Source organism: Variovorax ureilyticus, from assembly GCF_037889935.1.
Lineage (GTDB): Bacteria > Pseudomonadota > Gammaproteobacteria > Burkholderiales > Burkholderiaceae_C > Variovorax > Variovorax ureilyticus.
The window spans coordinates 141424-155750 of the sequence record NZ_JBBKZU010000007.1; the positions used below are offsets into that span (position 1 = coordinate 141424).

Annotated in this window: 13 protein-coding genes; 7 read left to right on the plus strand and 6 right to left on the minus strand. The window is 68.2% G+C overall.

Annotated elements, in window-relative coordinates; genetic code table 11:
• Positions 1-44: 44 nt before the first annotated feature.
• The 4 genes from WKW77_RS17495 to WKW77_RS17510 all read left to right on the plus strand — a co-directional run bounded on the left by WKW77_RS17495 (position 45) and on the right by WKW77_RS17510 (position 4579).
• Entirely contained in the window at positions 45-755 is a 711-nt protein-coding gene (locus WKW77_RS17495; RefSeq protein WP_340358123.1) for a GntR family transcriptional regulator, read from the plus strand.
• A gap of 82 nt (positions 756-837) precedes the next feature.
• Positions 838-2631 carry a sulfatase family protein gene (locus WKW77_RS17500; protein ID WP_340358124.1) on the plus strand — a complete coding sequence of 598 codons (1794 nt, stop codon included), beginning with the start codon at positions 838-840 and terminating at the stop codon, positions 2629-2631.
• Between the two features lie 17 nt (positions 2632-2648).
• Positions 2649-3269, plus strand: coding sequence for a TetR/AcrR family transcriptional regulator (locus WKW77_RS17505; RefSeq protein WP_340358125.1), 621 nt, complete (start codon positions 2649-2651; stop codon positions 3267-3269).
• Positions 3270-3319: 50 nt separating this feature from the next.
• Positions 3320-4579, plus strand: a complete 1260-nt coding sequence (locus tag WKW77_RS17510) for a cation:proton antiporter (protein WP_340358126.1) — start codon at positions 3320-3322, stop codon at positions 4577-4579.
• Between the two features lie 45 nt (positions 4580-4624).
• Here WKW77_RS17510 and WKW77_RS17515 read toward each other — a convergent pair whose 3' ends face one another.
• Positions 4625-5464: a YihY family inner membrane protein gene (locus WKW77_RS17515; RefSeq protein ID WP_340358127.1), complete on the minus strand. Its 840-nt coding sequence runs from the start codon at positions 5462-5464 to the stop codon at positions 4625-4627.
• An 89-nt stretch (positions 5465-5553) separates the two neighbouring features.
• On the opposite strand from WKW77_RS17515, the gene WKW77_RS17520 reads away from it, so the two are divergent.
• Entirely contained in the window at positions 5554-6018 is a 465-nt protein-coding gene (locus tag WKW77_RS17520) for a ferritin-like domain-containing protein (RefSeq protein ID WP_340358128.1), read from the plus strand.
• A 12-nt stretch (positions 6019-6030) separates the two neighbouring features.
• Here WKW77_RS17520 and WKW77_RS17525 read toward each other — a convergent pair whose 3' ends face one another.
• Both WKW77_RS17525 and WKW77_RS17530 read right to left on the minus strand, forming a co-directional pair.
• Entirely contained in the window at positions 6031-6954 is a 924-nt protein-coding gene (locus tag WKW77_RS17525; RefSeq protein ID WP_422823222.1) for a Bug family tripartite tricarboxylate transporter substrate binding protein, read from the minus strand.
• Between the two features lie 114 nt (positions 6955-7068).
• On the minus strand, positions 7069-8481 hold the full coding sequence (locus WKW77_RS17530) for a M20 family metallopeptidase (protein WP_340358130.1): 1413 nt from the start codon (positions 8479-8481) through the stop codon (positions 7069-7071).
• Between the two features lie 109 nt (positions 8482-8590).
• Between WKW77_RS17530 and WKW77_RS17535 the strand changes: the two genes are divergently transcribed.
• Positions 8591-9556, plus strand: coding sequence for a LysR family transcriptional regulator (locus WKW77_RS17535; RefSeq protein ID WP_340358131.1), 966 nt, complete (start codon positions 8591-8593; stop codon positions 9554-9556).
• Positions 9553-10398 (plus strand): amidohydrolase family protein, encoded by an 846-nt coding sequence (locus WKW77_RS17540; protein WP_340358132.1) that lies wholly within the window; start codon positions 9553-9555, stop codon positions 10396-10398. Before WKW77_RS17535 ends, WKW77_RS17540 begins: the two co-directional genes overlap by 4 nt.
• A 58-nt stretch (positions 10399-10456) precedes the next feature.
• Here the strand turns inward: WKW77_RS17540 and WKW77_RS17545 are convergent, their stop codons facing one another.
• The 3 genes from WKW77_RS17545 to WKW77_RS17555 all read right to left on the minus strand — a co-directional run bounded on the left by WKW77_RS17545 (position 10457) and on the right by WKW77_RS17555 (position 14027).
• A complete protein-coding gene (locus tag WKW77_RS17545) occupies positions 10457-11062 on the minus strand; it encodes a nuclear transport factor 2 family protein (protein WP_340358133.1) in 606 nt (201 codons plus the stop codon).
• A 63-nt stretch (positions 11063-11125) separates the two neighbouring features.
• A complete protein-coding gene (gene garD / locus WKW77_RS17550) occupies positions 11126-12724 on the minus strand; it encodes a galactarate dehydratase (RefSeq protein ID WP_340358134.1) in 1599 nt (532 codons plus the stop codon).
• A 4-nt stretch (positions 12725-12728) separates the two neighbouring features.
• Positions 12729-14027: an MFS transporter gene (locus WKW77_RS17555; RefSeq protein ID WP_340358135.1), complete on the minus strand. Its 1299-nt coding sequence runs from the start codon at positions 14025-14027 to the stop codon at positions 12729-12731.
• Between the last annotated feature and the right edge of the window lie 300 nt (positions 14028-14327).

Genomic DNA, 14327 nt, shown 5'->3' on the forward strand with positions numbered 1-14327 from the left:
CTTGTGGCGACGCCTTTGTGCGCCGTCGCTAAGATCGAACGGCAATGCCCAAGAAACCCAGTCCAAACCCAGAGACGAACAGCACGACTCGCGAACAGGGCGTCGATGCCATCGCCGAGAAGATCTCGACCGCCATCCTCGAACACCGGCTCGCGCCGGGCACCAAGCTCGGCGAAGACCGGCTGGCCACCATCTTCGGCACCAACCGCGCCAAGATCCGCGAGGTGCTGGCCCGCCTCGCGCACGAGCAGATCGTCGAACTGGTGCCGCAGCGCGGTGCGCACGTCGCCAAGCCGACCATCGAGCAGGCGCGCGACGTTTTCGAGGCACGCCGCCTCATCGAGCCCGGCGTGCTGCGCCGGCTGATCGGCACCATCGACGATTTCAAGATGCAGCGCCTGCGCCGGCATCTCGAACTCGAAGCCGACGCGCGCCAGCGGGGCGATGCGCGCGCCGTGGTGCGCCTGTCGGGCGAGTTCCATCTGCTGCTGGCCGAGCTTGCGGGCAATTCGGCGCTCGCGCGCACCATGCGGGAGCTGTCGACGCTCACCTGCCTGATCATTTCGCTCTATGACGCGCCCACGGCCACCAGCTGCCGCGCCGACGAGCATGAAGAGATCGTCGAAGCCATCAAGCGCAAGGACGCACGCAAGGCCGAGGCGCTGATGCTGCATCACCTGGAACACATCCAGGAGAGCCTCAAGCTCGATGCGGGCAGCGACGAGGCGGACCTCGAAAGCATCCTCGGCGAGTAGGCGAGGGGCAGGTGTTCCCGGGTTTGAACACATGTGTTCAAATCAGAGCAACCAGTGTCAACCCGGGACGAGGAGCGCGAACATGGAACCTGCCGAGATCAGCCGCCGCAACCTGCTCAAGTCCGTCGGCCTCGGCGCCGCTGCCTCGTCCCTTCTGGGCGCAGGTGCGGCCGACGCGGCGGCCTCGCCGACGCGAGCACCGACGGCCGCCAGTGCTCCTTCGGGGCCCTACAACATCCTCTTCATCCTGACCGACCAGGAGCGCCACTTCCGTCCGGGCGAACTGCCCCGCGGCTATCGACTGCCCGGCCATGAGCGTCTGCTCGGCAAGGGCACGCTGTTCGAGAACCACCGCATCAATTCCTGCGTCTGCACGCCGTCGCGCTCGGTGCTCTACACCGGGCGCCACATCCAGCAGACGAAGATGTTCGACAACACCAACTTCCCCTGGATCGGCAGCCTCTCGCCCGACGTCGGCACCGTGGGCCAGATGCTGCGCGATGCGGGCTACTACACCGCCTACAAGGGCAAGTGGCACCTCACCAAGGAGTTCGAATCGGTCAACGAACTCGGCTCGCCGACGAAGATCTTCACGGAGGAGATGGAGGCCTACGGCTTCAGCGACTACTTCGGCGTCGGCGACATCATTGCGCACGACCGGGGCGGCTACCTGCACGACGGCATCATTTCCGCGATGGGCGTGAGTTGGCTGCGCGGCAAGGGCCGGGAACTCGCGGCGCAGAACAAGCCGTGGTTCCTCGCGGTGAACCTGGTGAATCCGCATGACATCATGTTCCTCGACACCGACCGTCCGGGCGAGAAGGTCCAGGCGAAGAACATGATCGGCCACATCCGGCCGGAACCTTCGGATCCGCTGTACGAGAAGCAATGGGGCTTCGACCTTCCGGCGAGCTATCGGCAGGCGCTCGATGCCCCCGGCCGGCCGCCCGCGCATGCGGACTACATGAAGTCGCACGATGGCCTCGTGGGCCACATCGCCAACGAGGACTGGCGCTGGCGGCGGCGCCACAACTACTACCTGAACTGCCTGCGCGACGTGGATCGAAACATCATGGCGCTGCTCGACGAACTCGACGCACAGGGCCTGGCATCCAACACCGTGGTGGTCTTCACCGCCGACCACGGCGACCTCGATGGCGCCCACCGCCTGCACGGCAAGGGGGCGACGGCCTATCGCGAGCAGAACAACGTGCCGCTCATCGTCGTTCATCCTGCATACGCCGGCGGCAAGCGGTGCCAGGCGGTCACCTCGCATCTGGACATCGCGCCGACACTCGTGAACCTCACGAACGCGAGTCCCGACAGGAAGAAGGAGATCGCCGGGAAGCTGCCCGGCAAGGATTTCTCGCCGCTGCTCGCGCGGCCCGAGAACGCGTCCCACGGCGCGGTGCGCGACGGCGCCCTCTACTGCTACAACATGTTCGCCTATGTGGACGGCGACTTCATGCAGAAAGCTGTGGCCCTGATGACGCAGCCCGACGGCAAGGACAAGCTCAAGGCCGAAGTGAAGAACGGCACACTCGCCGCGGACCTGAAGAAGCGCGGAGCGATCCGCGCCGTCTTCGACGGCCGCTACCAGTTCAGCCGCTACTTCTCGCCCAGGCAACACAACCGGCCAGAGACGCTGGATGCGTTGTTCGCGCTCAACGACGTGGAGCTGTACGACCTCCAGCGCGATCCGCACGAACTGCACAACCTCGCGCTGGACCGGCAGCGAAACGCCGAACTCCTGGCGACGATGAACGCCAAGCTCAACCGTCTCATCGATGCCGAGGTCGGCGAAGACGTCGGCCAGATGCTGCCGCCCAACGTGGACGGCGGATGGGTCGCCACCGACGCGGCCAGGGACGTTTGATATCGATTCACAGGCCGATGCCTCTTCCCGACGAACCTCGCAACGCGGCACAAAAGCGCATCCGTGCCGCTGCCACCAAGCTCTTTGCCGATCTCGGCGCGACCCGCGTCAGCGTCAGCGAACTGGCTGCGGCCGCCGGCGTCGCACGCGGCACCATCTACAACAACGTCGGGGATACCGAAGGGCTGTTCGAGAAGGTGGCCGCCCAACTGGTGGGCGAGATGGCCGAGCGCGTGGAGCGCAGCCTCGGCAGCGAGAAGGACCCGGCGCAGCGCATGGCGCATGGCATTCGCCTGTACATCCGCCGCGCGCACGACGAGCCCGATTGGGGCCGCTTCATGAACCGGTTCGGCTTCAGCAATGCCTCCATGCAGGCGCTGTGGGCCACCGATCCGGTCCGGAATCTTCGGGACGGCATCGAGAGCGGTCGCTACAAGATCCGCACCGAGCAACTGCCCAGCGTGCTGGGCATGTTGACCGGCGCCGTCCTGGCCGCGATGTACCCGGTGCTGGAGGGGCATCGCACGTGGCGCGATGCCGGCTCGGAAACTGCCGAACTCATGTTGATCGCCTTGGGCGTCGGTCGCAGGGAGGCGAATCGCCTCGCGGCTGCAGAGTTGCCCACGCTGGTCGACTGAGCAGCGCATCGCACGAAGATAATGTCGGGCTCGATTCCGACCCGACCCCGATGCCTACCGCACAGCTCTCCGTCTACTTCTTCCTGCAGGCTGCATTCATCCTGCTGGCCTGCCGCGTGGTCGGGCGACTCGCCCAGAGGCTCGGGCAGCCCCAGGTGGTGGGAGAAATGATCGCCGGCGTGATGCTCGGCCCTTCGCTCTTCGGCCTGCTCTTTCCGCAACTGCAGCAGGCGCTCTTCCCGAAGCCCACGCTGGGCGTGCTCTACGTGGCCGGGCAGCTCGGCGTCGGGATGTACATGTTCCTGGTCGGTACCGAGTTCCGGGCCGATCACTTCCGGGAGCGCGCGCGCAGCGCCGTCTCGGTGTCGATGGCCGGCATCCTCGTGCCGTTCGGGCTCGCCTTCGCGCTCACGCCGTGGCTGCATTCGGTGCCCGGCCTGTTCGCCGAGAAGGCGCGCCTTTTCGAGGCCACGCTGTTCCTGGGCGCGGCGATCGCGATCACCGCCTTTCCGATGCTCGCGCGCATCATTCACGAGCGCGGACTCTCCGGCACGTCGCTGGGCACCCTGGCGCTGACGGCCGGCGCCTTCGACGATGCGGCCGCGTGGTGCATCCTGGCCGTCGTGCTGGCGAGCTTCAGCGGTGCCTGGGGCGGTGCGTGGATCGCGATCGCGGGCGGCGCCGGCTATGCGTTGTTCATGGTGTTCGTCGGCTCGCGCTGGCTGCGCCGGCTGGGGCGCAACCTGTCTGCGGACCAGCCGCTGCCGACCCCCGTGCTGGGTGCCGTGCTCATCCTGTTCTGCCTGGGCGCCTGGGCGATGGACGCGATCGGCATCCACGCTGTCTTCGGTGGCTTCCTGCTCGGCGCCTCGCTGCCCAAGGGCGTGCTCACGCAGAAGCTGCGCGAGCAGCTGCAGCCGTTCGTCGTGCTGTTCTTCCTGCCGATGTTCTTCACCTATTCGGGGCTGAACACGCGGCTCGACATGGTCATGCAGCCCGCGCTGCTGCTGGCCGCCATCGCCATCCTGCTGGCATCGTTTGCCGGCAAGGGCATCGCCTGCTGGGGCGCCGCGCGCCTGACGGGCGAGAGCAACCGCGACGCGATGGCGATCGGCGCGCTCATGAACGCGCGCGGATTGATGGAGCTGATCATCATCAACATCGGGTTGCAGGCCGGCGTCATCGAGCCGGGGCTGTTCGCCATCCTCGTGCTGATGGCGATCCTCAGCACATTGATGGCCACGCCGCTGTTCAACTGGGTCACGAGGGAGCGCCCTTCACGTGTGAACCGGCCCGCTGCGATCCAATAGCCGCGCCGCGACGGGGCCCCAAAGGCTCTGCGGCCCGACCGAGGCTTAGCTCGGGCGTCCCGTGCTGCGTCTTGGAGTACCCGCGGGCCGTCGCCGCGAAAGCGCGAGGTTGGCGGTCATCATCGCCGCGACCAGCGTCACCAGCCACGAGAAATAGACCCACAGCAGAAGGAGCGGCAGGGCGGCGAAGCCCCCGTAGAGCGCCTTGTAGGTCGGGACCTTGACGAGATAGGCGGTGAAGCCGCGCTTGCCGAGCTCGAATGCCGCACTGGCCAGCAGCCCGCCCGCGACCGCGTCGAGCAGGCGCACCTGGGTGTTCGGAACCAGGTAGAACAGGCTCGTCAGCGCGACGGCCCCGAGCAGGAACGGACCGAGATCGAGCACGAAGGCGAGCGCGCGCGGCAGCGTGCCGATCAGGCCCATCGATGCGCCCAGCAGGTACGACGACGCCCACAGGCTCAGGCCCACGACGAGCGGCCCCACGGCGATCATCAGCAGGTACAGGCCGACCCGCTTCAAGAAGGGCCTGTTCTTGCGCACCTGCCACATCTGGTTGAGCGCGTTCTCGACCGTCAGCAGCATCGCCACCGCGGTGACGAGCAGGAAGATCGACCCGATCCAGGTCAGCCCGCTCGCGTTGGCGGCGAAATGCGTGAGGTACTTGAGCACGGTGCGGGCGATGTCCGCCGGCAGCAGCTTGACGAGCAGCAACTGCTGGAGCGCTTCCTTGAGCTGCCTGAAGAAGGGGAAGTGCGTGAGCAGCGCAAGGCACGCCGCGAGCAGCGGCACGATGGAGAGCAGGGTCGTGAACGTCAGGCTCCCGGCGACCTGGGGCAGACGCTCCTTCCTGGCGCGCTGGATCGTCAGGCGGGTGAGGGTGAGCATGGTGCGATTGTCGCGGCCCTTGCCGCTGCGGCTGGCAACGCCGCGCCCTCGCGGCGCATAATTCGCTCCCCCTTTTCGGGAGCGCCGACATGGAACAGCTCGATCAAGCGAAGGTCGTCTCCGTGCTCAATCGCCTGCTCGAGGCCGAACTCGCCGGGGTGGTGCGCTACACGCACTACTCGTTCCTGGTGTTCGGCTTCGGCCGCATCCCCATCGTTTCGTGGCTGCGCGAACAGGCCACCGAATCGCTGCTGCACGCGCAGCAGGTGGGCGAGTGGATCACCACGCTGGGCGACTACCCTTCGCTGGCGATCGGCCCGCTGCTCGACTCGCACCAGACCGACATCGGCGCCATGCTGCGCGAGTCGCTCGAGACCGAGCTTCGCGCACTGGCGCTCTACCGCGAGCTGCTGTCGCTCGTGGAAGGCAGGTCGGTCGCGCTGGAGGAGTTCGCGCGGCAGATGATCCATGCCGAGGAACTGCATGCGGCCGACGTCGACAAGATGCTGCGCAAGCCCGGCGCCGCGGGCACCGCTTCGCCGAAGCCTGCCTGACGACTGCGCCGGCTACTCCATCGCGATGCCGGCGCGGTGCGCGAGCGCACGGTAGCGTGCGATCTCGCTCTCCATCTGGCTGCGGAACGCGGCGGCGCCGATGGCGGCGGGCTCCATTCCCTGCGCCTTCAACTGCGCCTGCAGGGCGGGGTCGGCCATCACCGCGGTGAGTTCGCGCGCGAGGCGCTCCACCACCGGCGCGGGCGTCTTCGCAGGGGCGGCGAAGCCGTACCAGGCGTCGAAGGTCGCATCGGGCAGCTTCTGCTCGGCCAGCGTCTTCACGTCCGGCAGCAGGCTGGAGCGGCTCGCGCCCACGATGCCCAGTGCGCGCAGCTTGCCGGCCTGGATGTGGGGCGCCACGGTGGCCACGGTGTCGATGTCGATGTCGATCTCGCCGCTGATGGCCGCGAGCGTGCTCTGCGCGCTGCCCTTGTAGGGGATGTCCTGGAGCTTGATGCCGGCCGCGAGCGCGAACAGCTCGCCCGCGAGATGCGGGCCCGAACCGGTGCCGAAGGTCGCGTAGCGGATGCCCTGCGGCTTGGCCTTGGCGGCAGCGACGAGCTGGTCCACCGTCTTCCAGGGCGCGTTCTGCGCCACCACCAGCACCAGCGGCGTGCGCGCGACGATGGCGATCGGCGCGAGGTCGCGCATCGGCTCGTAGGGCAGCTTCGCGCGCAGCGCCGGATTGACGGTGAAGCTCGTGGAGCCCGACAGCAGCAGCGTGTAGCCGTCCGGCGCCGCCTTGGCCACCGCATCGGTGCCGATGATGGTCGAAGCGCCGGGGCGGTTGTCGATCACCACCGGCTGCTTGAGCCGCTCGCCCAGCTTCTGCCCCAGCGCGCGCGCCACGAGGTCGGTGCCGCCGCCCGGCGGGAAAGGCACGACGAGGCGGATCGGCTTTGTGGGCCAGGCCTCCTGCGCCTGAGCCGTCGTCATGGCTGGGCCGAGCAAGGTGGCGGCGAGTGCGAGCGTCTGGAGGAAGTGCCGCTTGTTCATCATCGGGAAAGGCTCCGGTTTCTGTTGCTGTGAGTGAGTGAGAGGGATGCGGCTTCAGGCGAGGGCGGCCAGCGCGCCCTCGCGCCAGGGGGCGTCGGGCTCGCCGAGGTCCCAGTAGAGGCCGGCCATCACCTGGAGCCCTTCGCGCGCCAGCGGCGCACGCAGGTGCTCGTGCGGCGCATGCTGCGCGCACGCCGGGTACGAATGCGGCACCCAGAGCGTCGGCAGGCCCAGCACGCGCGCGAAGATGTCGTTGGGCAGCGAACCGGCGAGGTTGGGCAGCAGGTCGGGCGACTGCCCGCTGCTGGCCTCCATGGAGCGCAGCGCCCAGCCGACCCAGGGGTTGTCGAGGTCGAGCCGCGTGGCCGCGCCGCTGAGCGTGACTTCCACCTCCACCTGGCCGAAGCCGTGCGCGGCCAGGTGCTGGCGCACGATGCGCGCGAGATCCTCCCACGGCGTTCCCACCACGAATCGCAGCTGGCAATGCGCGACCGCCTCCGCGGGGATCGCGTTGACCGGACGCTGCGGCGCACCGGCGCCCAGTGCCAGGACTTCGAGCGTGTTCCATCCCACGAGGCGCTCGGCCGGCGTGAGGCCCGGCTCGCCCCAATTCGCGCTCAGCTCGGGATCGTCGGCCCCGCCGCCGATCGGGAGCCTTGCGACCGCGCGGCGCAGGGCCTCGCTCATCGGCGGCGGACGCAGCGCGTCGACGAGGATGCGTCCGCGCGCATCCACCAGCGTGGCGACCGCATGCGCGAGCACCGTCGCAGGATTGCTGAGCACCCCGCCCCAGTTGCCCGAGTGATAGCCGCGCTCGCGCGCCTTGAGCCGCAGCGTGAAGTTGACCGCGCCGCGCGAGCCGAGGAAGAGCGTGGGATGCGAGGCGCGCACGCGCGGCCCGTCGCTCGCGATGAAGAGATCGGCCGCGAGATCGTGGCGGCGCAGCGCGCACACCGCTTCGAGGCCGGGGGAAGCCGCTTCCTCGCCCATCTCGATGAGCCAGGTGATGTTGTAGCCGAGGCGTCCGTCGCGGGCCTTCAGTGCGGCTTCGAGCGCGCCGAGCGCGATGGTGTGCTGGCCCTTGTTGTCCGCGGTGCCGCGGCCGTACCAGCGCTCGCCCCGGGCCACCAGCTGCCAGGGCGACAGTCCATCGCGCCAGAGCGCGTCCTGCCCGCTCACCACGTCGCCGTGGCCGTAGCTCAGCACGGTGGGCAGGCGCGGGCCTTCCACGCGCCGCGCGATCAGGAAGGGCCCGCCGTCGGGCACCGGGTTGGCGACGATCTCGCACTCGAAGCCGAGCGGCGCGAGTCGCGGCACCAGCTCGTCCTCCAGGTAGTGCGCGAGCGCCGGCGGGACGCTGCCGGTGTCGCTCTCGGTGCGCAGCGCCACGCGGCGCGAGAGGTCGTCGAAGAAGCGGCCGCCGTCGAAGTAGGCGCCGGCCAGGGCAAGGGCATCGTGTCGGTCCATGGGGAGGGTTCTCATCGCGGGGAATCACGCAAGTAGAAGGCCAGATCGGCATTGCCGGCGCTATCGTTTTGGCATACTGGCATTGCCTTGAAGGCAACGCCAGACCCCGATGCCCCAGTCGCTGCTCAGCATTCCGATGCGCTACTTCATGGAAGTGGCGCAGGCCGGCTCCGTGAACCAGGCGGCCGCGCGGCTGTTCGTGGCGGCCTCGGCCGTCAGCCGGCAGGTCGCGAAACTCGAAGACAGCCTGGGCACGCCGCTCTTCGAGCGCAACCGCCAGGGCATGGTGCTCACCGCCGCCGGGCAGCGGCTGGCGGGGCACCTTCGCAACACGGTGCTCGATGCGGACCATGTCCTCGAGGAGGTGCGCAGCCTCGGCGGCCAGGCCGCGGGCCGCGTCCGGGTGTGCTGCACCGAAGGTTTCGCGAGCGGCTTCATGCAGGCCCTCATGCGCGACTTCCAGGCGGCGCACCCGGCGGCAGGCATCGAGCTGCATGTGGGTTCGCCCGAGGAGGTGAGCCAGCGGCTCTTGCGCGGCGAATCGGACATCGGCCTGAAGTACGTGGTGGCGCCGGAAGCGGGCCTGCGCGTGGAACATGTCGCGCCCGCCCCGGTGCTGGCCGTGATGCTGCCCGCCCATCCGCTGGCGCGCGGCCGCCAGGTGGAGCTGGCCCAGGCGGTGCGCTTCCCGCTGCTGGTGGGCAGCCCGGGCGTGACGGCGCGCCAGTTGCTCGACCTGGCGTGCAGCGCACAGGGGCTGCAGTACCGGGCGCTCTTCGTCAGCAACTTCTCTTCCGTGATGCTGCCGCTGCTGCGCGAGCGCGACATCATGCTGTCCGGCCAGCTCACCGTGTCGCACCTGATCGAGGCGGGCGCGGTGGTGGCGCGGCCTTTCGCCGAGCCGATGCTGCAGCAGCGGCGCTTGCAGGCGCTGTCGCTCGAGGGCCGCACCCTGCCGCCGCTGGTGCAGGACTTCGTGCGCCAGATGGTGCGCGCGATCGGCGCACAGGCGCGTCGCAAGCTCGGCCACGCCGCGCGTCGCCCGCGTCCGAAGCCTGTATCGTCCGGCCGATGAACATCCAAGCAGACATCTTCGGCCAGCCCAAGATTGACTGTCACTGCCACGTCTTCGATCCGGACCGCTTTCCCTATTCGGCCGGTGCGGCCTACCACCCTTCAGGCGGGGAGACCGGCACGGCCCGGTACTTCGAAGCGGTGCTGGACGTGTACGGCGTGCGGCACGCGCTGCTCGTCCAGCCCAACTCGGGGTACGACGCCGACAACGCCTGCATGCTCGACGCGATCCGGCAGGGCAGGGGCCGCTTCAAGGGCGTCGCGATCCTGCCGCCCGATGCGTCCATCGCGCAGTTGCAGGACTTCAAGGCGCAAGGCATCGTCGGCGCCGCGCACAACTTCGCGATGCTGGGCGAGGCGTACTACGACGCCTACGACGCCCTGTGGGATCGATTGGCGCAGCAGGGCATGTTCGTGCAGGTGCAGGTGCAGGGCGACCAGATGGTGGGTCTCGGGGCGCGTCTGCGCGATTGCGGCGCGCGCATCCTGGTGGACCACCATGGCCGCCCCGACATCCGGGCCGGCGTGGGCGGCGCGGGATTCCAGGCGCTGCTCGCGCTCGCGGAAACCGCGCGCGCCTACGTGAAGCTCTCGGGCTACGACAAGTTCTCGCTCGAGCGCTTCCCCTTCGACGACGTGCTGCCGTTCAGTCGGGCGCTTCTGGCGCATTTCGGGCCGGCGCATTGCCTGTGGGCGTCGGACTGGCCGCACCTGCGGGCCGTGCGCCGGCTGGACTACGGGCCCCTGCTCGCGCTCTTCATGAAGCTCGTGCCGGACGAGGGCGCGCGCGCATCGATCCTGTACGAGTCGCCGCGACGCCTCTTCGGATTCGATGGCGATTGATTCGCCGGGGTGATGTTGTCCTGATCGAGGTTGCGCACGGTTGCCCGCGACGCCGCGTTCAGCGTTCCAGCGCGCCGCCGCCAAGCCACGCGGCGCCGCGGCGGTAGAGGTCCTGCACCGCGTCGCCCTTCAACATGGGCATGTCCATCTTCACCGTGTAGCCGATGCGCGTCTGGATCAATGCAAGGTGGCGATAGCCTTCGGGCATCGTGGCCAGCGCGGCCTGGTCGAGCATCACCGTCGCGGATGGGTCCACCGGGTCGATGCGGTCCTTCTCGTAGATCGGCTGGCGGTGCAGCAGCTTCCATTGGCCTTCGTGGCGCACGACGAAGTCATGGAAGCGGCCGGTACACACCACGTCGCACAGCACGCCGTCGACCTGGCCGCGCTGCGAGATCGTCATCTTGGTTTGCGCGATGGCGCGATCGCCCGCGATGTCGATTGCCGAGCCGCCGAGGAAGTGAAGGATGCTCACGCCCTTGGCCCAACCTTCCTTCGTGACGCGGATGAAGTCCGCGAAGGGGCCCTGGAACCAGGTCGCCATCATCACGCCGTCCGGGTGCCAGACGGTCGCGAAACGTTCCCAGTCGCCGGCGTCGCGCCAGACGGCCCAGCGCTCGATCATTCTGCGGATTTCAAGTTCGTTCTTCAGCGTCTCGTCCATGTCGTCTCCTGAGGGAGTGGGCAAGCTACACGCGATTGCGCGGCGCGACAAGCGCGGGCGCGTTCAGGTCACCGGCGCCGGATTGAACAGCACCAGCGCGTTGTGCAGCTTCCACTGCTCGGCCCAGGTCTTCTTCCTGCCGCTGGCCACGTCGAGCATGAGACGGAACAGCTCCCAGCCCACCTCCTCGATGGTCACTTCGCCATCGGCGATGCGGCCCGCGTTCACATCCATCAGGTCGTGCCAGCGCCGCGCCAGATCGCTGCGCGTGGCGACCTTGATCACCGGCACTTCGGCAAGGCCGTAGGGCGTGCCGCGGCCGGTCGTGAACACATGCAGGTTGATGCCCGCGGCCACCTGCAGCGTGCCGCAGATGAAATCGCTCGCCGGCGTCGCCGCGTAGATCAGGCCCTTCTGCCTGACCTTCTCGCCCGGCGAGATCACCCCCGAGATCGGGGCGCTTCCGGACTTCACGATCGAGCCCATCGCCTTCTCCACGATGTTCGAGAGCCCGCCCTTCTTGTTGCCCGGCGTCGTGTTGGCGCTGCGGTCCACGCGGCCCTTGTCCAGGTACGCGTCGTACCAGGCCATCTCGCGGATCATGGCGTCTGCCACCTCCGGCGTCGTCGCGCGCGAAGTGAGCTGGTCGATGCCGTCGCGCACCTCGGTGACCTCCGAGAACATCACGGTCGCGCCCGCGCGCACCAGCAGGTCGGTGCAAAAGCCCACCGCCGGATTGGCCGTGACCCCCGAGAACGCATCGCTGCCGCCGCACTGCACGCCCACCACGAGCTCGCTCGCGGGCACGGTCTCGCGCTGTCGGGCGTTCAGGCGCTCCAGGTGTTCCTCGGCCTGCCGCATGATCGACTCGATCATCGACATGAAGCCCACGTGCGCGTCGTCCTGCAGGCACACCACGTCGAGCTTGCTGTCGGCGCTGTCGCCCACATCGGCCACGTTGCGCTCGTCGACCAGCGGGATGCTCCCCGGCGGCAGCAGCCGCTCGGGCTGCAGCTTCTCGCAGCCCAGGCTGATGACCATCACCTCGCCGCCGAAGTTGGGGTTCAGGCTGATGTTGCGCAGCGTGCGGATCGGCACGACCGCGTCGGGCGCGTCGATGGCCACGCCGCAGCCGTAGGTGTGCTCCAGCGCCACCACGTCGTCGACGTGGGGGAACCGGGGCAGCAGTTCCTTCTTGATGCGCTGCACCGCGAAGTCGGTCACGCCGGCCACGCACTGCACCGTCTGGGTGATCGCGAGGATGTTGCGCGTGCCCGCCGAGCCGTCCGGGTTGCGGAAGCCCTCGAAGGTGAAGCCCTCCAGCGGCGGCATCTCGGGCGGCTTGACGGTGGCGATGGGCAGGCCTTCGAGCTCGCGCGCGGCGGGCATCTTCAGCAGGCGCTCGTGCACCCAACTGCCGGCGGGGATGTCCTTGAGCGCGTAGCCGATGGCGACGTTGTAGCGCCGCACTTCGCCGCCTTCGGGGATGTCGACCAATGACACCTTGTGGGCCTGCGGCACCTTCTCGCGCAGGGTCAGGCCCGAGGGGAAGACGGTGCCCGCGGGCAGGCCGCTGTCGTTGGCCACGATCGCGACGTTGTCGCGCTCGTGCATGGTGATGTAAAGGGGCGGCTTGGCGACCGCTTCGAGCCGGATGTCCATCGCGTCACTTCGCCGCAGCAGGAACGAAGGGCTGCTGCAGCTTGCGTGCAGGCGTCTTCTCGCCGCTGGTGGCCAGCACCCACACGACACCGGCCGCGACCAGATCCAGCACCGCCAGCACCACGAACAGCGGGCTGTAGCCGACCTGCGTGACCAGCACGCCGAACAGCGCCGTGAAGGCCGCCGCGCCCAGGTAGCCGGCCATGCCGCCCATGCCCGTCGCGGTTGCCACTTCGTTCTTGCCGAACATGTCGGAGGTGAGCGAATACAGCGCGCCCGAGAGCGTCTGGTGCGCGAAGCCGCCGACGCACAGCAGCGCGATCGCCGTGTAGGGGCTCGCCACGAAGCCGACGCTGGCCGGGCCGACCATGCACAGCGCCCCGAAGACGAAGACCATCTTGCGCGACGTGAAGAGCGACACCTTGAAGTGCTTGTGGAAGAACGGGCTCAGGTAGCCGCCGAGGATGCAGCCGATGTCCGCGGCCAGGAAAGGCATCCAGGCGAACATCGCGATCTCCTTCAGGTTCATGTGCCGCTCGGTCATCATGTAGAGCGGGATCCATGCGTTGAAGGTTTGCCAGGCGGGTTCCGAGAGGATGCGGGGCAGGCCGATCGCCCAGAAGTTGCGGCTCCTGATGATCTCGGTCCAGCGGCGCTTGGTCGCACCGGCGTCGCTGTGCTTGGCTTCCTGGCCCGAGACGATGTGGTCGCGCTCGGCGTCGGACAGCAGCTTCTGGTCGCGCGGATGGCGGTACAGCGCCATCCAGATCACGCTCCAGACGATCCCCAGCACGCCGACGATCACGAAGGCCCATTGCCACTGCCCGTGCAGCAGCGCCCATACCACCAGCGGCGGCGCGAGCAGCGCGCCGATGGACGAGCCGATGTTGAACCAGCCGATGGCGACCGAGCGTTCCTTGGCCGGGAACCATTCGGAGGTGGCCTTGACGCCGGCCGGGATCCCGGCGGCTTCGGTCAGGCCGAGCAGGCCGCGGAAGAATGCGAGGCTTTGCCAGCCCGTGGACCACGCGGCGGCGGCGCAAGCGAGCGACCAGGCCAGCGCGAAGGCGAAGAAGCCGATCTTGGTGCCGATCGTGTCGAGCAGATAGCCGGCGACCGGCTGCATGAATGCATAGCAAAGCTGCCAGGACACCACCACCCAGGCGTACTGCTGGGTGGTGATGCCGAGGTCCTTCATCAGCGTCGGCGCGGCCACCGACAGGGTGTTGCGGGCGAGGTAGTTCACGATCAGGCCGGCGGTGACCAGGCCGACCATCCACCAGCGGATGCCTTTGATCTTCATGTGTTATCTCCAAAGCGTGGGGTGAGATGTCTGACCTGTGCTGTCCCCGTGTTCGAATCAGGTTGGCAGGCGCTGGTCGATCCCTGTTGGGTGCTAGTTGTAGGTTGTCCGACAACTAGGCGTGACTATCGTCGATCGAAGGGGCGCAAAGAATAGGGATTACCCCAATATTTGGGAGCGTCATTGGCAATTCGGCGCCGAATCATCATTGGATGTCCGATGACATGGACCGGGAAAGCGCGTACGCGGAGCGGGCCTTTGTAGCGGCTCGGACCGATTCCTGCGAACTATCATCCAGAG